The organism is Peribacillus sp. FSL R5-0717 (assembly GCF_038002945.1).
Lineage (GTDB): Bacteria > Bacillota > Bacilli > Bacillales > DSM-1321 > Peribacillus > Peribacillus frigoritolerans.
Genome location: NZ_JBBOOF010000001.1, coordinates 997,286 through 1,017,400, shown reverse-complemented (window position 1 = coordinate 1,017,400; position 20,115 = coordinate 997,286). Strand labels below are relative to the sequence as shown.

The 20,115-nt window shown below is 44.4% G+C and carries 17 protein-coding genes, 1 pseudogene and 1 other annotated feature; of the genes and pseudogenes, 12 read left to right on the top strand and 6 right to left on the bottom strand.

Annotated features, from left to right (window positions below):
• Positions 1-2: 2 nt before the first annotated feature.
• From NYE65_RS04930 to NYE65_RS04915, 4 genes are all read right to left on the bottom strand, one after another.
• A complete protein-coding gene (locus NYE65_RS04930) occupies positions 3-707 on the bottom strand; it encodes a LutC/YkgG family protein (RefSeq protein ID WP_340862086.1) in 705 nt (234 codons plus the stop codon).
• Positions 701-2,131, bottom strand: coding sequence for a LutB/LldF family L-lactate oxidation iron-sulfur protein (locus NYE65_RS04925; RefSeq protein ID WP_340859967.1), 1,431 nt, complete (start codon positions 2,129-2,131; stop codon positions 701-703). The genes NYE65_RS04930 and NYE65_RS04925 overlap by 7 nt, the downstream gene beginning before the upstream one ends.
• Before the next feature lie 23 nt (positions 2,132-2,154).
• Positions 2,155-2,871 (bottom strand): (Fe-S)-binding protein, encoded by a 717-nt coding sequence (locus NYE65_RS04920; RefSeq protein WP_057276687.1) that lies wholly within the window; start codon positions 2,869-2,871, stop codon positions 2,155-2,157.
• Positions 2,872-3,052: 181 nt separating this feature from the next.
• Positions 3,053-3,784 carry a FadR/GntR family transcriptional regulator gene (locus NYE65_RS04915; RefSeq protein WP_340859966.1) on the bottom strand — a complete coding sequence of 244 codons (732 nt, stop codon included), beginning with the start codon at positions 3,782-3,784 and terminating at the stop codon, positions 3,053-3,055.
• A 255-nt stretch (positions 3,785-4,039) separates the two neighbouring features.
• Here NYE65_RS04915 and NYE65_RS04910 point away from each other — a divergent pair, with 255 nt between their 5' ends.
• The 7 genes and pseudogenes from NYE65_RS04910 to NYE65_RS04880 all read left to right on the top strand — a co-directional run bounded on the left by NYE65_RS04910 (position 4,040) and on the right by NYE65_RS04880 (position 12,861).
• Positions 4,040-5,728, top strand: a complete 1,689-nt coding sequence (locus NYE65_RS04910; protein ID WP_340859965.1) for an L-lactate permease — start codon at positions 4,040-4,042, stop codon at positions 5,726-5,728.
• 73 nt (positions 5,729-5,801) lie between these two features.
• On the top strand, positions 5,802-6,914 hold the full coding sequence (locus tag NYE65_RS04905; protein WP_340859964.1) for a PucR family transcriptional regulator: 1,113 nt from the start codon (positions 5,802-5,804) through the stop codon (positions 6,912-6,914).
• 118 nt (positions 6,915-7,032) lie between these two features.
• A pseudogene (gene glcD / locus NYE65_RS04900) lies at positions 7,033-8,444 on the top strand (glycolate oxidase subunit GlcD).
• On the top strand, positions 8,441-9,766 hold the full coding sequence (locus NYE65_RS04895) for a (Fe-S)-binding protein (RefSeq protein ID WP_340859963.1): 1,326 nt from the start codon (positions 8,441-8,443) through the stop codon (positions 9,764-9,766). The pseudogene glcD and the gene NYE65_RS04895 overlap by 4 nt, the downstream one beginning before the upstream one ends.
• Before the next feature lie 253 nt (positions 9,767-10,019).
• On the top strand, positions 10,020-10,949 hold the full coding sequence (locus NYE65_RS04890; RefSeq protein ID WP_340859962.1) for a YsnF/AvaK domain-containing protein: 930 nt from the start codon (positions 10,020-10,022) through the stop codon (positions 10,947-10,949).
• Between the two features lie 165 nt (positions 10,950-11,114).
• Positions 11,115-11,915 carry a general stress protein gene (locus NYE65_RS04885; protein ID WP_328176285.1) on the top strand — a complete coding sequence of 267 codons (801 nt, stop codon included), beginning with the start codon at positions 11,115-11,117 and terminating at the stop codon, positions 11,913-11,915.
• Between the two features lie 562 nt (positions 11,916-12,477).
• Positions 12,478-12,861, top strand: coding sequence for a general stress protein (locus tag NYE65_RS04880; RefSeq protein ID WP_214771106.1), 384 nt, complete (start codon positions 12,478-12,480; stop codon positions 12,859-12,861).
• 16 nt (positions 12,862-12,877) lie between these two features.
• On the opposite strand, the gene sspI is transcribed toward NYE65_RS04880, so the two are convergent.
• The gene (sspI, locus tag NYE65_RS04875) at positions 12,878-13,087 is read right to left on the bottom strand and encodes a small acid-soluble spore protein SspI (RefSeq protein ID WP_034309032.1); all 210 of its coding nucleotides are present in this window, start codon (positions 13,085-13,087) and stop codon (positions 12,878-12,880) included.
• A 122-nt stretch (positions 13,088-13,209) separates the two neighbouring features.
• Here sspI and NYE65_RS04870 point away from each other — a divergent pair, with 122 nt between their 5' ends.
• The 3 genes from NYE65_RS04870 to pheT all read left to right on the top strand — a co-directional run bounded on the left by NYE65_RS04870 (position 13,210) and on the right by pheT (position 17,797).
• The gene (locus NYE65_RS04870; protein ID WP_328176284.1) at positions 13,210-13,968 is read left to right on the top strand and encodes a TrmH family RNA methyltransferase; all 759 of its coding nucleotides are present in this window, start codon (positions 13,210-13,212) and stop codon (positions 13,966-13,968) included.
• Between the two features lie 44 nt (positions 13,969-14,012).
• Positions 14,013-14,255, top strand: a binding site (T-box leader).
• A 58-nt stretch (positions 14,256-14,313) separates the two neighbouring features.
• Positions 14,314-15,354, top strand: coding sequence for a phenylalanine--tRNA ligase subunit alpha (pheS, locus tag NYE65_RS04865; RefSeq protein WP_340859961.1), 1,041 nt, complete (start codon positions 14,314-14,316; stop codon positions 15,352-15,354).
• A 28-nt stretch (positions 15,355-15,382) separates the two neighbouring features.
• Complete coding sequence (gene pheT, locus NYE65_RS04860; protein WP_096337872.1) at positions 15,383-17,797, top strand: phenylalanine--tRNA ligase subunit beta; 2,415 nt, start codon at positions 15,383-15,385, stop codon at positions 17,795-17,797.
• 339 nt (positions 17,798-18,136) lie between these two features.
• Here the strand turns inward: pheT and rnhC are convergent, their stop codons facing one another.
• A complete protein-coding gene (gene rnhC / locus NYE65_RS04855) occupies positions 18,137-19,096 on the bottom strand; it encodes a ribonuclease HIII (RefSeq protein ID WP_063575527.1) in 960 nt (319 codons plus the stop codon).
• A gap of 172 nt (positions 19,097-19,268) precedes the next feature.
• Here rnhC and zapA point away from each other — a divergent pair, with 172 nt between their 5' ends.
• Together zapA and NYE65_RS04845 are read left to right on the top strand one after the other, a co-directional pair.
• Positions 19,269-19,529 (top strand): cell division protein ZapA, encoded by a 261-nt coding sequence (gene zapA / locus NYE65_RS04850; protein WP_034309021.1) that lies wholly within the window; start codon positions 19,269-19,271, stop codon positions 19,527-19,529.
• Positions 19,530-19,533: 4 nt separating this feature from the next.
• Positions 19,534-20,079: a CvpA family protein gene (locus tag NYE65_RS04845; protein WP_034309018.1), complete on the top strand. Its 546-nt coding sequence runs from the start codon at positions 19,534-19,536 to the stop codon at positions 20,077-20,079.
• Positions 20,080-20,115: the final 36 nt, after the last annotated feature.

The window sequence follows — 20,115 nt, the reverse complement described above, 5'->3', positions numbered from 1 at the left end:
TTCTACTTGTCTTCGACGATTATATAGACGGCTTTGATGGGTCCATGGACGCCGACGACAAGGTCCATTTCAATATCAGCCGAATTGCTCGGCCCTGTTATGAAATTGATGCAAGAAGGAACGACTTCGCCCCGGGTAACTTTTGAACGGATGGCCGCAGCAGCCTGGGTCATTCGCGGAACGATGGTGCTTTTTGGAATGATGGAAACATGGCAGGAAGGAAGGAAGCTGATGGAACGGCCGTGATCCTTGTCGCTGAACAAGACGACGGTCGCTGATTCTGCTAGTGTCATCTCACTGAATGTGATTCCGATGTTTGCACTTTCTGCTTTTTCGATATTCTCATTCCCGGCTTGGTGATCCCATATATGGACATCATTTTCCTTTAAGATGCCCTCTAACCCATACTCGGTAAATCGACCGTCCTTAGGGATGATCACGGGTCCGTTTCCAAGTTCCTCGATCACCTTTGTTAAGCAATTCACCACTTGCTTGGAGTCGGTAACGTGAAATTGAGTATGCACCCGTTTACATTGCTCCTTCAATTCCGCGACAAGATCATTTTGTGTCGCATGTTTCAAAACTTCTTTTTGGGGGGCGTGCTTCCATTCCGGAACGGAGATGCCTTCCGTAACAGGAGCCCTTCCCAGGTTTTTGGCTATATTGTTTAAAAATGCCCCTTCATTATGGATGATTCCATTCATGATGGTTTCCCTCCTTTTTCCCGATTTTTGAACCAGTCCCGAAAGCTCTCTTTCCCTGGAGCAGGGAACTCGCGGCTTTCTGTCCAAGTTTTGAGCGGTCCCGGGCCTTTCGAGATGATATCCCCCGTTTTAAAAGGTGACATCGCTGATGGGGCCATTTTGGAGCCGAATTTATAAAGCATAGGTGATGCCGCACCAATCCCAAAGGCCTTCATGGCCATCTTTTCTGAAAACGGCGCCATTTTTTCCTTTTCAACGATGACTTCACGATGCTTCCTCAGTAAATCATGGAGAGGAATCTTTACCGGACAGGCATCTGTACAGGCTGCACAAAGAGTGGAGGCATACGGCAGTTCCTTGAAATCATCATATCCTCCGAGTAAGGGTGAAAGCACAGCGCCGATTGGTCCGGGGTAAATTGAACCATATGACTGACCGCCAACCTGGCGATAGACCGGGCAGACATTTATACAGGCAGCACAGCGAATGCATTGAAGAACGGATTGAAACTCAGTTCCTAAGATGGAGGAGCGTCCATTATCCACGATCACTAGGTGAAACTCCTCAGGTCCGTCTACATCACCTCCATCACGCGGTCCGGTAAGTGCGGTGATGTAACTGGTCAATCTTTGGCCGACAGCGCTTCTTGTCAATAAGCTGACAAGGACTTCGAATTCATCGAATGTAGGTACAAGCCGTTCCATTCCCATCACGGTGATTTGCGTTTTTGGGAGGGCAGTCACCAAGTCGGCATTTCCTTCATTCGTCACCAGTCCGATTGAGCCCGTTTCCGCAATCGCAAAATTACAGCCGGTAATGCCCACATCGGCGCTTAAGAAATCTTTCCGCAGAATGCCCCGCACATGGGCGGTAAGCTCTTCCGGTTTTTCGGTTTGCGTATAGGCAAGCTTTTCTTTAAAAACATCCCTGATCTGTTCTTTATTTTTATGTAGCGCAGGTGCGACGATATGGGAAGGGGGATCATGATCATCCACTTGTAAAATGTATTCTCCAAGGTCCGTTTCAACGACATCGAGGCCAACTGCCTCAAGAGTTGCATTCAAATTGATCTCTTCCGTAACCATCGATTTGGATTTAACGACCTTTTTGGCATTCTTTTTTACAATGACATCCTTAATGTACCCGCTTGCTTGTTCAGCGGTTTCAGCGAAGAAGACATGACCGCCCCTTTTCGAAACGTTTTCGGCAAGCTGGTGCAAATAGAAATCAAGGTTACTGAGCACATGCTGCCGAATTTCTTCCCCAAGGGAACGCCAATCCTCCCAGCTTCCCAATTCATCAACGGCAGTCAGCCGCCGTCCGTGTAATCGTTCTTGGGCACTGGATACGGCCAATCGCATAAAGTCATTATGGATTCCTTCATCCACCCGGTCTTTAAATTTGGCAGAGCTGGTTTTCATAGCCATAAGTTTTTCCCTCCTCGCTTTCTTTAAATGCTATTCAGGACTTCCGCAATGTGAAGGACCTTCACCGGTTGCCCCTTCCTTTGGATCCGTCCGCCGATATTCATCAAACATCCTGCATCCCCGCCGATTAAAAAGTCGGCACCGGTTTCTTCAATATTGCAAACCTTCTCCTCGACCATTTGTCCGGAAATGTCACCCATCTTAACCGAAAAGGTCCCCCCGAACCCGCAGCAGTTTTGGGCATCCGGAAGTGGTGTCATTTCCAGCCCCCTGACATGGCTTAATAAAATGGCAGGTGCTTCCTTCACCTTAAGCAGCCGTGTCATATGGCATGAAGTATGATAAGTGGCCTTTCCCTTGAGGGTAGCCCCGACGTCGGTCACTTTTAAGACATCCACGATGAATTGGGACAATTCATATGTTTTAGCCGCTAATGATGCCGCTTTCTTTTCCCATACGGCATCACCTTTGAAAAGTACCGGATATTCCTTGAACATCGCTGCACAGGAACCGGAAGGGGTTACGACGTATTCAGCATCCGCGAACGTTTTAATCATCTTTTTCATGGCTTCCTTCGATTCCTTCGTATACCCGCTATTATATGCCGGCTGTCCGCAGCATATCTGGGACTCCGGGAAATCGATCTCACAGCCTAATCTCTCGAGTAGCTCCACTGTCGCTTTGCCGACATTGGATTGAAACAAATCCACTAAACATGTTGCAAAGAGAGTAACTTTCAATCTGAATTCCTCCTTTTTCAAAATAGGTTAACAGGTCATCTGATGACTAGAAAATGGAAAAAGGAAATGGCTAAGAGAAGATACCAATTTCCAAGATTTTTTAAATGAAGTAATCGTTTTCAAAATAATATATCAATTTAATCCTTTTTTGTATAGGGTATTTTTGAAATTTAAAGGAATGTCAATGATTCTTTTGCTGATTTTTTTGGATGACCCGGTCCAGCGATTCCTCGACGCTTTGAAGATGAAACAGCATGGCACTGCGGGCTCCGGCCTCATCCTGTGCCACGATTGCATCATATATCCTGACATGCTGCTGGTAAAGCTGCTTGAGTGTCATCTCTTCGGAATAAAGCGCAGCCCGACGGATATCACGCATCTTTTCCGTCATTAATTCTGAAACATGATTCATCAATGTAATCAGCAGCTCATTTTGTGATGCATTTGCCACGGCAACATGGAAGGAGATATCCGCTTTATCACTAAGTTCTTCATCATCCGAGACCTTTTCCATATTAAAAAGCATGTCCTTAAGTTCGATAAGGTTTTCTTCCGTTCTCTTCTTCGCTGCCACTTCCGCCGTACCGGACTCAAGGATTTTCCGGACTTCCAGTAAATGCTTGATATTGTCTTGATCCATCAAAAGGGCGGCCGACAAGGGGTGGTTCATGATGGCGGGGTCGAAGGTTTTGACGAATGTTCCTTCACCTTGTTTTATTTCAATAAGACCCATTGAACTCAATGCACTTAATGCTTCGCGGATGGCCGGGCGCCCGACTTGGAAATTTTCCGCAAGCTGCTGAATGGAATCCAATTGTTCACCTGGTTTCAGGCTGCCTGACCGAATCATTTCATAAAGTTCATCGCTGACTTCTTCATAAATTTTTTTCGGCTTTATTTTTTTATATACCAAGTAGTAGCACCTCTATTTTCTATGAGTTTCTCTAGTTAATATTATATAACACAAATGATCTTTGACACTTCCAGAAGAGTTAAAAAATCAACAAAAAATAAAAAAAATCTTGCTTTTATATTTTCAATCATTTAATTTAAATGAGTACTCATCAAGTCATCTGATGACTTTGAATATTTGGATATGTAAGGGGTTTCAATTAGCGTTTGATTTCTGAATTTTTTAAAAAATCAATAGTAAAAGGAGTCGAAATGAATGATATGGACACAAAACTTTACGCCGATCACCGATAATTTAGTTTTATCATCTCTTGCCGCACTCATTCCAATTCTTTACTTTTTCTGGGCGCTTACCATCAAACGCATGAAAGGTTACATGGCAGGTATAACGACGTTGCTTGTAGCTCTTGCAGTGGCTGTATTGATATATGGGATGCCTGCAGGAAAAGCAGTGATGTCCGCTTCACAAGGAGGCGTATATGGGCTGCTCCCAATCGGATGGATAATCATCACTTCCGTATTTTTGTACAAGATGACTGTTAAAAGCGGGCAATTCAATATCATTCGTTCTTCTGTGCTTTCGCTTACGGAAGACAGGCGCCTCCAGGCATTATTGGTGGCATTTTCTTTCGGGGCCTTTTTAGAAGGTGCTGCGGGATTTGGAGCACCGGTCGCCATTTCAGCCGCGCTTTTAGTCGGTCTCGGCTTTAATCCGCTATATGCAGCCGGGATCTGTTTGATCGCGAATACCGCTCCGGTAGCGTTCGGGGCGGTTGGAATACCGATCATCGCCATGGAAGGCCCTACTGGCATAGCCGCCATGGAGATTTCCAAAATGGTCGGCCGCCAATTGCCATTCCTTTCTGCTTTCATTCCGCTTTATCTCATTTTAATCATGACTGGGTGGAAAAGGTCGCTTGAGGTTTTGCCGGCAATTTTGGTTTCCGGAATTTCCTTTGCCATCACACAATACTTAAGTTCGAATTTTCTTGGGCCCGAATTACCCGACATCCTATCCGCGTTAGTGTCACTGTTTGCATTGGCGATTTTCCTTAAATTCTGGAAACCTAAGACGATCTTTCGCTTTGCATCAGAGGAAACGGCAGCTGCTGTCGAACCATTATATACAGCCGAAGCGGAAACAAAATACACGAAATGGCAGATATTCCATGCTTGGTCACCATTCCTTCTGTTAACGCTTTTCATCACAATATGGGGGATGAACCCAATAAAGCCGGCACTATCCGGACATTATGAAGGCAACAATGTGCTGCTTGGCGGAATCAATGAAATCGGGAAACTATTAACCTTCCAAATCGAAGTGCCAGGTCTGCATAATGAGATAATCGGAAGTAATGGATTGCCGATTGCGGCTTTCTATAAAATAGAACTGCTCGGAGCAGCCGGGACGGCCATTTTACTGGCTGCCATCGTAACGAAGTTCATCGCACACATGTCTTCAAAAGACTTTTATGGCACCTTTGTTGAAGCGATGAAAGAGTTGGCCAAACCAATCTTGATGATTTCTACCGTGGTTGCTTTTGCTTATGTGACGAATGCTTCAGGCATGTCGACAACATTAGGGATGACCCTGGCAAAATCGGGTGATTTATTTCCGTTTTTCGCACCTATTCTCGGCTGGCTAGGTGTGTTCATTACCGGATCGGATACATCAGCAAACCTCTTATTTGGCAGTCTGCAGAAAGTGACTGCGCTTAAAGTGGGGATGGAACCGGTTCTGGCACTGGCGGCCAACTCTTCTGGAGGGGTCACCGGAAAGATGATTTCCCCCCAATCGATAGCGATAGCTTGTGCTGCCGTAGGATTGGCGGGCAGGGAATCGGAATTATTGAGATTCACGCTTAAACATAGCTTATTTTTATTGCTGCTTGTTTGTGTGATTACCTTCTTGCAAAATGGCGTCCTTTCCTGGATGATTCCATAAGTAGAATGAGGCTCCCTTTTCATCGGGGAGCCTCGAAATATTTTCAAGTACATTCAAAAAAGGAGGACATATCATGCAATTGGCAGCTGTTGCAGGGAAATTGGTGCATGAGGTTCGAAAACTGATTGATGAGGAGATCATCATTATTGACCATGCCGGCATGATTATCGCCAGCACCGATGGCAGCCGCATTGGATCTTTTCATGAAGGAGCTATCCACGCTTTCAACAATCGTGAGAAATTGATCATCAATAAACAGGATGAACGAAGTTGGAAAGGAGTGAAGGCAGGGATAAACCTGCCTATTTTCTTTAATCAGGAAGCCGTTTGTGTCATTGGAATTACAGGTGACCCCAAACATGTTTCCCCATATGCGGAACTATTAAAAAAGATGACGGAGATGTTCATTCAGGAAAGCTATCATATTGAACAAGCAGAATCCCGATCACGTCTGATGGAATTCTTTGTATTTGAATGGCATCAGCTGCAGACGTTCAATGAGCAATTCCTTCAGAAGGCCAAGTTGCTTGGGGTCGATGTTCATGCGGACCGGATCATCACCCTTGGTGAATTCAAGACTGATGAAATCATTGAACCTCATGTATGGAGAACGCTTCAGATATTCATAAGACAACAACATTCCAATGACATCGCAGTACGTTGGGGAAGGAACCGATTCGTCATTCTTTCAATGGCCGATTTCATCGGTTCAAAAAACCAGCAATATAGGAAACTAAGTAAACTGCAAAAAAAGCTGGAAGAGAGTTCGGGCTATAAAGTGTGTGCAGGAGTTAGTTCGCGTGCATCAGGATCCGCTTTCAGGTCAGCGTTTTTTAAAGCGGAACGTTCCTTGAAAATCGCGTCTCCTTCATCAGGTATCATATTTGACGAGGACTTGAAACTTGAGGTCCTGCTTGATGAAGTTACCGCTGAAACAAGACAGGAATATTTATCCCGGACGATTCAGGAGTTGCTACCTAATGAGGAGCTACTTAAAACCCTTTCCATGTATTTTACATGTGATCTATCTTTAAAAGAGACCGCTAGAGCCCTCCATATCCATATCAATACCCTCCATTACAGGCTCAAGCGCATTGAGGATTTGACCCGGCTGAACCCTAGGAAGCCAGGCGATTTAGTCATGATGTATCTTGCATTAAGTGTATTGGATAAACATACAAATTAATTCTATGAAAAGCTCAAAATTCTATATGTTCATACATAGAAGGCAGAGTGTTTTTTTTCTTATACTTACTTCATATAAAAAATCTAGAATTTCCTATGTTTATATGAGGAGGATGTACATGTTAACAAAGCAGGTTAAGCAGCTACTTCTTGCCATCGTCGGTCAGGAGAATTACGATGACTCGAAAGTGGAATGTCTAGTCTATTCATATGATGCAACGCCTGGATTTCAAGCGTTGCCGGATGCTGTCATCAAACCGGGCAGCACAGCTGAAGTCGCAGCCATCGTCAAAGTTTGCAACGAATACAATGTTCCGATCGTTCCGCGCGGTTCTGGGACGAATTTAAGCGGAGGCACATGCCCGACAGAGGGGGGCTTGTCCTTTTATTCAATCGAATGAATTCATTACTTGAAATAGATGAGGAGAACTTAACGGCGACCGTACAGCCTGGGCTCATCACTTTGGACTTGATTTCAGCAGTTGAAGAGAAGGGATTGTTTTATCCGCCGGATCCAAGTTCGATGAAAATCTCCACGATTGGCGGCAACATTAATGAGAATTCTGGTGGACTGCGAGGCTTAAAGTATGGAGTCACCCGTGATTATGTCATCGGGCTTGAAGTGGTCCTTCCAAATGGGGACATCATTCGAACAGGGGGCAAGCTTGCCAAAGATGTAGCCGGATATGATTTAACGAAACTTTTTGTCGGATCGGAAGGGACCTTGGGCATCGTTACGGAAGCGACCTTAAAGCTGATTCCAATGCCGGAAACGACTAAGACGATGCTTGCCTTATATCAAGATCTGGATGCTGCAGCCCAGTCAGTGGCCAAGATCATTTCAAATAAGATCATTCCTGTGACATTGGAATTTCTGGATCGGCCGACGTTGATCGTTGTTGAAGACTTTGCGAAAATCGGTTTGCCTACCAATGTGGAAGCCGTCCTGCTGATTGAACAGGATGGTCCGCCTGAAGTGGTGGAACGTGATATGAAAAGGATGGCCGATATCTGTCTAGAGGAAAAGGCGGTTTCCGTGGAAATTGCCGAAACGGATTCTGACGCTGTCGCCTTGAAAACGGCAAGACGGACAGCACTTTCCGCATTGGCACGCCTCAAGCCGACGACCATTTTGGAAGATGCCACCGTTCCTCGCTCGGAAATTGCCAAAATGGTTAGAGCGATTAATGAGATCGCTGACAAGCATAACGTGGACATTTGCACGTTCGGTCATGCTGGGGATGGGAACCTCCATCCGACATGCATTACCGACGCTCGTGATCATGAGGAAATGGAGAGGGTGGAGCTCGCTTTTGCCGACATTTTTGCCGCAGCTATCGACCTTGGCGGGACGATTACCGGTGAACATGGTGTAGGAGCGATGAAGGCCCCGTATCTTGAATGGAAGCTGAAGAAAGAAGGGATTGATGCCTTGAGGGCGATTAAACAGGCTTTCGATCCCAATAACATCATGAATCCCGGCAAAGTATTTGCCAAGGAAACCAGGAAAAGGGTGGTGGTTTCTTCATGACGACAGTTAAGGAAAGGGAAACCATTGCCATTCAATTCGCGGAAAAAATGAATGAAGATGAATTGTTGAATTGTATGCGCTGCGGTTTTTGCTTACCCCATTGCCCGACATACATAGAATCGGGGCTGAAGGAATCCCACTCACCAAGGGGCCGGATTGCACTTATGAAAGCGGTGGCGGATGGCGTGATTGAGCCAGATAGGGATGTAGAAAGTTCGTTGAGTCTTTGCCTCGGCTGCAGGGCTTGTGAACCTGTGTGCCCTTCAGGTGTGAAATACGGACACCTTCTTGAAGAAGCAAGGGATATCATCCATCAGAATAAAAAACACAGCTTCCCTGTAAAAACGATCCGCAAGGCGGTTTTTAGTGGACTATTCCCGCACCAGGAGCGAATGCAGACCATGACAAGTTTGCTTGGCTTCTATCAGAAATCAGGCCTGCAATACATGGCCCGTAAAACGGGAGTCCTCAACATGCTTCCGGATAATTTGGCAGCCATGGAAAAAGTGCTACCGAAAGTCCCGAAAAAAGCAGAAATGAAAAATAGGCCAACCGAGCTGCCTGCAATCGGAACGCCGCTCAAAACGGTGGCTTTCTTTTCCGGCTGCTTGATGGATACGATGTTTTTGGAAACGAACAAGGCCACACTAAAGCTTCTTCAGCTGGCCGGATGTGAAATCGTGATACCGAAATCCCAGGCCTGTTGCGGTGCGCTGCATGGTCACAGTGGTGAAAAAGCAGGTGCAAAGCAACTGGCCAAGCGAAATATTGAAGCCTTTGAAATGGAGGAAGTTGATTATATCATTACGAATGCCGGCGGCTGCGGCGCTTTTCTCATAGATTATGATCATCTGCTCCAAGATGAACCGGAATGGCATGACCGTGCAATCTCATTTAAAAATAAGTTGAAAGATATCAGCCAGATCCTTGTTGATTTGCGTTTTCAGGAAAAAGTCCGCCTGAAACTGCCAGCTCAATCCGTAACTTTCCAGGATTCCTGTCACTTACGGAATGTGATGAACACCTCCTCGGCTCCGCGAATTCTCCTTCAATCAATAGAAGGAATCGATTTCAGGGAAATGAAGGATGCCGATCGCTGCTGCGGCTCAGCTGGGATATATAATATTGTTGAATCAGAGATGTCCATGAACATTCTCGACTCTAAAATGGAGCACACGAAATCGACACAGGCCGATATTGTTGTCACGGCAAACCCTGGCTGCCTGTTGCAAATGCAATTGGGGATCGAGCGGGAAAACTTGGGGGAATGCACAAAAGCGGTGCATATTGCGGACCTGCTAATAAATGCTGTGGCGTTATAATAGAAGAAAAAAGATCACAAGCATTATTTGAAAAAACGAAATGACATGATTTGGTTAAACATTACATTTTTATAAAGGGGGAAACCCTTGTAAAGCTTGGATTTCAATTAAAAAGCGTTCTGTGCTGAGAACGAATTGTAAATGATATAACAAAAATGAAATATGGATTCCTCGTTTACTTAGGAACTTGGCGGGTATTGTTTATATATAGCATCCACTAAACGAAACAACAAAACCTAAGGAGGAATGTAAAATGAATAAAACAGTATATGGAGTATATGAATCAAATGCAGAAGTGATCCAAGCAATTAATGCACTTAAGGCAAAGGGTTTTGAAGGGGACGATATTACGGTCGTCGCAGATAAGGAAGAAACATTGGATTTCACGAACCATCAACGGGAAACCGATGTTCACACAATGACGAATGTTCCTAACGACGAATCGTTTATGGACAAGGTGGCACGTTTCTTCATGCCGGAAGATACGGCAGACCTTTCAACAAGATTGGCGAATGCAGGCCTTTCGAATAGCGAAGCGGCTGAACATGTCTTTGATGTAGAAAATGGAAAAGTCCTGGTTCTGGTTGAAGAAGGTGAAGGCCATCTTGGAACGGCAAGAGATAAATTCACGACCGGAACAATGGACACTGCCGGTACAAGGCTTGATACTAACTCCACCAACCCACTATATAATGGCACGGAAAAAACCGATGCATTAAATAAAGAAGATGTTTATGGAGTTAACGGACAAGGCCGTGAATTGCCAGAAGATGAAAGGACACTTACACTTCGGGAAGAACAGCTGAACATTGACAAAGAAAGAGTTCAGACAGGAGAAGTCGTCATTAATAAAGAAGTCAATGAACAGCATAAAACGATCAATGTCCCTGTTGAACACGAAGAAGTGACAGTTGAGCATAGATCGGTTTCAGGACGTGAAGCGAATCGGGAAACCGGAACCATTGAAGATGGGGAAACATTACGAATCCCGGTTGTTGAAGAAAAACTGGAAGTTTCGAAAAAACCGGTTGTCACCGATGAAATTGTCATCAAGAAACATGCTGTACAAGAAACGGAACAAGTTCAGGATACTCTTAAAAAGGAAGATATCCAGCTTGATAGTACAGATGAATCGATCGTGAATGAGAAAAAGGCAACTGAACGTAGAACCAACCGCTTCTAAGAGTGAAGGAAATGACCTGCAGTTTTAAAACTGCAGGTTTCCTTTTGGTTTTTAGACCGATTAAAGGTTCGAGCTTAGGGAAGGCAAACCTTTTTGTTTAATTGGCACCCATCAGGGTATAAATACACATAAGAAGAAATATCGGAAAAAGGAGGAGGAATATGCATGGGAAAAACGTTATATGGTGTTTTTAATACGGAAAGAGAATTGATCCAGGCTATACAATCCCTCAAGGAAAAGGGGGTTCATGAAGGGGAAATAACGGTAATGGCTGATAAGAAAAAAGATTTGGATTTCGTTAATGAAAAGCATGATCCGGATGTCGAAGTCGTTACTAACTCTAACGAGGAATCCTTTATTGATAAGATGAAACACTTTTTCCTGAACGAGGGTTCCGAAGATATAAGGAACCGTCTAGGTGAGCTAGGGCTTGCCGATAGTGAAGCAACCGCTTATATAAATGAAGTGGAGGCTGGAAAATTCCTCATTCTTTTAGATGAATCGGAAACCGTAACAGCACGTGAGAACATAACTTCCAATCGCATCGAGGATACGGACGCACCTGCAAAGAATCCGCTTAAAACAGGGGTGGTGAACAATCCGGACCCGAACCTTTTTCCGGAAACAACCGCGAATGCCTATCAAACAAGGGAAATGGAAGCACAGCCAGGAAGAAGCGAAGAGCTTCACGGAAATTCCGCCAATATCTATGAAAATGAAGAGCTGGATATGAAGCGAGCTCAAGAAAGGGAAATCTGGGGGAATTCCACAGAAAAATTCAAGAAGCAAAAACCAGGGATTCATGAAGGAACACTGGCAAGCGACCCGTTTGCAGACGATGCTGACAAAAACCTGGGCGCTCAAGGATCACTGGATCGGACCGCGGGACCGACAGCCAGCGGACAGCAAGAGGAAGGCTTACAAGATGAATACATCAAAAATCGAATCAATACCGACAATCTGTAATACCGCAACAAGAGCAGCCTGCATAAGGCTGTTTTTGTTTGTTTACTTAGATTGAAGAAATTTGCGACAAAATCACTGTCTAGCTGAGACACGCAGCCGTTTGCTTTGGCTTGTGAGAAAGTCGACGGAAAGGGAGTGGAACTTTTTTTAATGGCTCTTTTCGTAAAGATTGTTGTTTTTAAAACGAAACTATTTAAGGTTGATTGGAGCGGAAGTGCGAGACTCCTGCGGAAGCAGCGGGACAGGTGAGACCCCACAGGCGTTTACGCCTCCAGATGCTCACCGCCCGCCCCGCGGAAAGCGAGCATCTGGAGAGGAAATCAACCACAACTCACTACCTGGTAAATAGCAATAAAGTATGTGAAAACAGCCTTTTTAATAGGACCGCAAGCAACCTCGATTTTCTTAGAGTTTGCTACAGGCTGTTATTTTTAAAAAAACCTTTAGGCAGAGGGTTCCCTTGTTCGTCTCCATAGACTATTTGCTTGTTTATTGATAAAGCTGCAAGGTATAATGACAAAGGAATTTTATTTTAAGTAGAGTAACAAGGAGGGGGAGGAACATGGAAAAAAACGTATATGGTGTTTTTGACTCTAATCCGGAACTACTTGCTGCAATTTCAGACTTAAAAGCAAAAGGCATATCTGGCACCCAAATGACAGTGGCAGCTGATATAAAAAATTATGTGCAGCTTGGAAATGAACATACGGATATACTGATCATCGCCAATCAGGATAAGGAGGACACTCTTTTTTTGAAAATCTTCCATTACTTCACAGATGAAGGATCTGGAGATTTACGCAGCTTTTTCACGAAATACGGCTACTCTTTTGCTGAGGCAAAAGCGATGCTTGAAGAAGTGAAAGCAAAGAAATTCATCTTGCTGCTTGATGAAGAAGTCTCCATCGAAGAACTGAAGGCTGGCGAGGCGAGATTAAAAAAATAACAGCCTTTGAAGGCTGTTATTTTTTTAATCCTGCTTCGAGGGCAGTGATCATTTCCTGTTTTTCCTGCTCGGATGAATTTTGCCAGATGACCTCGAATAATACTCCCAATCCAGGAAGCATTTTTTCCTCGCCATTTTGTATGGCATCGACAATCGTGTCTTCCAGCTGCTCTTGCGTATTTCCTGATACATTTTGGATGATCGCATTACGTAAGTTTAAATTCATAATTATTCCTCCTCTAACACATAATGACTGACATTAATAGCATTTCACAAACTCGCATGCAATATGTATGTGAATTGCGTTATAATAGGAAAATCAGTGTGAAGTTAAAGGAGCGTTTACCCTTGAAATATATCGAATCCGTAAAAAACCCGCAAGTTAAGCAATGGAAAAAACTTTTGACGAAAAAAGAACGAGATAAAACAGGTAAATATTTAGTCGAGGGTTTTCACCTAGTTGAAGAAGCCTTAAAAGAGGAAATCGTCTTGGAAGTGATCATCAATGAAGAAACTGAAATGCCTGCCCATTTTAAGGTGGAAGGCACAGAACTCATTTATGTGAAAAATGATATTATGAAGGCGATTTGCGATACCGAAGCACCGCAGGGAATTGCTGCGGTTTGTGAACAGAAATCAACGAGCATGGCGTCCATCAATCCGGAGAAATTATTGTTGATCGATGCCGTACAAGATCCTGGGAATATTGGAACGATGATCAGGACAGCGGATGCAGCGGGAATCGATGCGGTCATCCTTGGGGAAGGGTGTGCTGACTTGTATAATCCCAAAGTGGTCCGTTCGACCCAAGGGAGCCTCTTCCATATGCCTGTCATTAAAGGGAACCTATCCGAAATCATCGATGAGCTTAAGCAAAGCGGCATACTGGTTTATGGCACGGCATTAGAAGGGGCATCGCCATTTGAAGAAGTGGAAAAGTCTTCCCGATTTGCCCTGCTGGTCGGTAATGAAGGTCAAGGGGTATCGAAGGAATTACTGGAGAAAACGACTAAAAACCTCTATATTCCCATCTACGGAAAAAGTGAATCTTTGAATGTGGGGATCGCTGCCGGGATTTTAATGTACCATTTACGAAAATCGATTTGAAACGGCCGAAGAATTATAATATAATAAAACAGAATTTTATAATGAAAACAACGATGACAAAGAGTAGTAGCTTAAAGTTAACCATATCCAGGGAGAAAATGCCTTGACTGAAAGCATTTTTATGGCACTGCTTAAGTGAATTCGCCTTTCGAGTTGGCATTGGGAAGACAGAATGTCCGAAAAATGTTCCGGTGAAGAGCCGTTATTTTTAATGAAGTGAGTGCAGAAGTTTTTTTGTTTATGCACTAATAAGGGTGGTACCGCGATACATAAACCTCGTCCCTTTAGGGATCGGGGTTTTTTTGTGTTCATTTTTACAAAAGGAAAATAAAGGAGGAAGACATGATGCAGGAACGTTTACTAGAACTGCAGGAAGAAGCGTTGCAAAAAGTTGCCGCCGCTTCCGAATTAAAAGAACTGAATGAAGTCCGTGTTGCTTATTTGGGGAAAAAAGGGCCAATCACTGAGGTATTGCGCGGCATGGGTAAATTATCTGCCGAAGAGCGCCCGAAAATCGGGGCACTAGCCAATGAAGTACGTGAAGCGATCGCAACAAAGATCGAGGAGAAACAAAAAGCGCTTGAAACCGCGGCAGTCAATGCAAAGCTATCAACTGAAACGATTGACGTCACACTTCCAGGACGTCCGGTAAACAAGGGGAATCTTCACCCATTAACACGAATCGTGGAAGAAATCGAAGACTTATTCATCGGGATGGGTTATACGGTTGCGGAAGGTCCTGAAGTCGAGAGTGACTACTACAACTTCGAGGCACTTAACTTGCCAAAAAGCCATCCGGCACGTGATATGCAGGACTCCTTCTACATCACGGATGAAATCCTGATGCGGACGCACACTTCACCGGTTCAAGCCAGAACGATGGAAAAACATAAAGGTCAAGGCCCTGTTAAAATCATTTGCCCAGGAAAAGTATATCGCCGGGATAACGATGATGCGACACACTCCCATCAATTCCAGCAAATTGAAGGCTTGGTCATCGATGAGAACATCAGCATGAGCGACCTGAAAGGAACGCTAGACGTATTTGCGAAAAAAGTATTCGGGCAAGACCGTGAAATCCGTCTTCGTCCAAGTTTCTTCCCATTTACTGAGCCTTCCGTCGAAGTGGATATTTCTTGTAAAATCTGCAGCGGTAAAGGCTGCAGCGTATGTAAAAAAACAGGCTGGATCGAAGTGCTTGGCGCTGGGATCGTTCATCCGAACGTCCTTGAGATGGCTGGCTTCGATTCCAAGAAATACTCTGGATTCGCATTTGGAATGGGCGTGGAACGGATTGCCATGTTGAAGTACGGTGTGGACGATATCCGTCATTTCTATACGAATGATGTTCGATTCTTAAAACAATTCAACCATCACGAAGCATAAATTTTTATTTTAAAAAGGAGGACCTACCATGTTTGTGTCATATAAATGGTTACAAGATTATGTTGACCTTTCAGGCATCAATGCGACGGAGCTTGCTGACAAAATCACGAAAAGCGGCATTGAGGTTGAAGGGGTGGAAAAGAAAAGTGAAGGGCTAAAAGGGGTCGTCATCGGGCATGTCTTAGAACGCGAACAACATCCAAATGCGGATAAATTGAATAAATGCCAAGTTGATATCGGGGCCGAAAATCCCGTTCAGATCATCTGTGGGGCACCGAATGTCGATAAAGGCCAAAAAGTCGCAGTCGCTACTGTTGGTGCAGTTCTTCCAGGTAATTTCAAAATCAAGAAAGCGAAACTTCGCGGAGAAGAATCGCACGGAATGATTTGCTCGCTTCAAGAATTGGGCTTCGAATCCAAGCTTGTTTCCAAGGATTATGCTACAGGAATCTTCGTCTTCCCTAATGATGTGGAAGTAGGGAAAGATGCATTGGAGGAACTTGGTTTAAGTGATGAAGTGCTGGAACTTGGGCTGACTCCAAACCGCTCCGACGCGCTAAGCATGCTTGGTGTTGCATACGAAGTGGGAGCCATTCTAGGCCGGGAAGTGAAATGGCCGGTAGTCGAGAAAGAAGAGGCAGCTGAAAAAGCAACTGATTATATCAGTGTCAAAGTGGAAGCGAAAGAAGATAACCCGATATACATGGCTAAAATCATCAAGGATGTTAAGATCGGACCCTCACCGCTTTGGATGCAGACTAGGTTGATGTCTGCAGGTATCCGACCTCATAATAATGTGGTGGATATCACGAACTACATTTTACTTGAATACGGCCAACCGCTCCATGCCTTTGATTATGACCGCTTTGGTTCAAAGGAAATCGTCATCCGCAGAGCGAAGGATGCTGAAAAAATCGTAACATTGGATGAGGCGGAACGCACTTTGACACCTGACCATTTAGTGATCACGAATGGCAGTGAGCCTGTTGCGATTGCTGGTGTGATGGGCGGAGCGGATTCCGAAGTCAAAAATGATACGACGAACATCATTATTGAAAGTGCATATTTTGCTGGTACAGTAGTTCGCAAAGCTTCAAAGGACCATGGATTACGCAGTGAAGCTAGTGCCCGCTTTGAAAAAGGCGTCGACCCGGCACGTGTTCGTGAAGCAGGGGAACGTGCTGCACAATTGATTGCACAATATGCAGGCGGAACAGTCTTACAAGGAGCAGCAGAAGTTGACGAATTGTCAATGGAACCTGCGGTCATTAGCATTACACTTGAAAAAATCAACACACTCCTTGGAACAAGCATGACTGTATCAGTTGTGGAATCAATCTTCAAACGTCTGCAATTCGGCGTGGAACTTGACAATGAAACATTCACGATCACTGTCCCGACGCGCCGTGGTGATATTACGATTGAAGCCGATTTAGTCGAAGAGGCTGCACGTTTATACGGATACGATAACATCCCCGTAACACTGCCGATCGGTTCTGCTAATCCAGGACAATTGACAGACTATCAAATTAAACGGCGGAAGGCACGCCGTACACTTGAAGGCGCAGGCCTTTATCAAGCAGTGACCTATTCACTGACAAGCCAGGAAAAAGCGTCCCAATTCGCATTGGAAGCAAGAGAATCCATTCGATTGGCAATGCCAATAAGTGAAGAAAGAAGCCAGCTGCGTTTAAGCATCGTGCCTCAATTGCTGGAAGTCGTGAAATATAACAATGCCCGCCAAATTGATTCACTGGCACTGTATGAAATCGGTTCGGTATTCTTTAAGCGTGACGAACAAGAACTGCCTGAAGAAAAAGAACATGTTGCTGGAGCAATCACCGGTCTATGGGAGTCACATCTATGGCAGGGTGAAAAGAAACCAGTGGATTTCTTTGTAGCCAAAGGCGTGATCGAAGCATTATTCGACACACTTGGATTAGCTGATCAAATCAGTTACCGCCAAGCGGAAATCAACGATATGCATCCAGGACGGACAGCGGAAGTACTATTGAATGGTGAAGTAATTGGCTTTATCGGCCAAGTGCACCCAACTGTCCAAAAAGACTTGGATATTAAAGAAACATACATTTTCGAACTTTCCTTAAAAGCATTGGCCGAAGCAGAAGTAGCACCGATAGCGTACCAAACGATTCCGCGCTATCCATCAACCACACGCGATATCGCGCTCGTTGTGGATCAAGCCACGAAAGCCGGGGACATTCAGGATATTATTGAAGAAGCCGGCGGCAAACTGCTGAAAGAAGTAAGCATCTTCGATTTATACGAAGGTGAAAGAATGGAGGAAGGCAAGAAATCCATTGCCTACTCACTGAAATACTACGACCCGGAACGTACCCTGACGGACGAGGACATTACAAAAGCACATGATAAAGTGCTTGAAGCCGTTAAAGAAAAAGCCGGCGCAGAGCTAAGAGGATAAAACCAAAAAGACAGCTCCCTGAATCATGGGGAGCTGTCTTTTTTGATTTTACGAGTAAAAGGTGCAAACTCAGGAGTAAATGGTGAACTCACGAGTAAACCGCGCAAATTCACGAGTAAATGGCGCAACCTCACGAGTAAACCGAGCAAACTCACGAGTAAATGGCGTAAATTCACGAGTAAACCGAGCAAACTCACGAGTAAATAGTGAATTAACGAGTAAATGGCGTAAACTCACGAGTAAATGGCGTAAATTCACGAGTAAATGGCGTAAACTCCGGATAAACCGCACAATTTCACGAGAAAAAGGCGGCTGTTCAGGAAGATCAGCCGCTTTCTTCTATTTATGATATTTCTGTTGATAGAGTCGCTTCGCTTTTTCTGTGTTGGCAAAATGGGTTTTCGTGAATTCGTGTAATGAATCGATTCCTTTTTCGTGAATCAATCTTGCGGCCGCCTCATCGACTGCAAATCCGGCACCTTTAGGGATTTTGAATCCGGCTTTTTCACTCAGCAAGTCAAAGCGTTTGACGAATGCATATCGGGCCAGGATGGATGCGGCTGCCACTCCAAGGTGAATGCCTTCCGCTTTTGTGCATAGATAGGTAGCATTAGCTTGGAATAGTTCTTGACCTTTTAGGTAATTGAAAAATACCTCTGGTTGAGCGAATTGATCAATAAGGACGGCTTCAGCTTGTTCTGGCTGGATTTTTTGCATGAGGTTCTTGATTGCTTGGTTATGGAGGAGTGCCTTCATTTTTCCTTGTGACATTCCCTTTGCCTGCAGCGCATTATATTTCGGGTTGTCGCATGTGAGCAGGCTGAAGGGCACTACATCCTTAATCTGTTTGGCAATGTCGATGATCTGTGGGTCTTTCAGATTTTTGGAATCCTGGACACCAAGCTCCTTTAATAGAGCGAGTTGCTCCTTCTTGGCATATACGGCTACGACGGTCATCGGGCCGAAATAGTCTCCTGTTCCGACCTCGTCTGAACCAATCACTGACATGGTTCCGATATTTGCAGGTGGCGAATATCGATGGACGTTGACCGATGCAGAGGATGCCGTTTTTTTCTTTGGAGCCGCAGCAGTGGTACCCTTTTGCCATTTTACCGCTTCTATTTCGGCATTCTTACCTTGAAAAAGGACCTTCCCGGATTTATAGGCCGTCACCGTACATAGCGGCGGTTTGGCGGAAAAGATGCTCCCCGGCGGCTGCTTGGCGGCCAAGGATGAAGAATAATGGGACTTCATCGCCTTTATTTGTTCAGGACTGATAAGTAAAACAACATGGGACATAATGGGTTAGCTCCTAACTTCATTTTGTTTATTATGTAATCTTCTTCCTAAATTCGATATCGTTTGACAAATTATTGAAATTTTAATGCAAGAAATGACGATGTACTCTCTTTCATGACGAAAAACTTCATGATATGATAGAATTAGGATTGTTTAGATTGGGGGCATCATTTTGTCAGACGATAAACGAAATAAAACAACAGTTGATATATACGGACAGCCATATACAATCGTCGGCACAGAAAGCGCAAGTCATATGCGCCTGGTCGCTTCGATGGTTGACGAAAAAATGAGAGAGATCAGGATGAAAAATCCACACTTGGATACAAGCAAGCTAGCGGTGCTAACGGCCGTGAATACTATCCATGAATATATTAAATTAAAAGATGAACTAGACCAGCTTCAACTGGAATTAAAGAGAGAGAAGGACTGAGTACATGCTTGATTTAGCAATTCTGGCCATTCTTTTAATCGGTTTATTAATCGGTTTAAAGCGTGGCTTCATTTTACAAACGGTTCATATGACTGGGTTCATTGTAGCCTTCATCGTCGCCTATGTATTTTACGGAGATCTTGCTCCCAATTTGAAATTATGGATTCCGTTCCCAACGATGGGTGATTCCTCGACCCTTAATATGTTTTTCAATACAGTCGGGCTTGATACGGCGTATTACAATGCAATAGCCTTTGCAATCATTTTCTTTGCTGCCAAGATTCTTTGGCAAATGATAGGATCCATGCTCAATTTCATTACCCATCTACCGATATTAAAGCAGCTGAATCGCTGGGGCGGAGGGATATTGGGTTTTCTCGAAGTCTATCTTATCATGTTTATTATATTATATATAGCTGCCATGCTGCCAATGGATTCCATCCAGAAACCATTAACTGGCTCATTTCTGGCAGAATCGATCGTGAAACATACGCCGTTCCTTTCCGAGCAAGTGAAGGAACTTTGGTTTCATGATGTAAAACAATCTTAATGTCAGTATAAGAGGGCCTGCCTCCCGTGTTCAAAG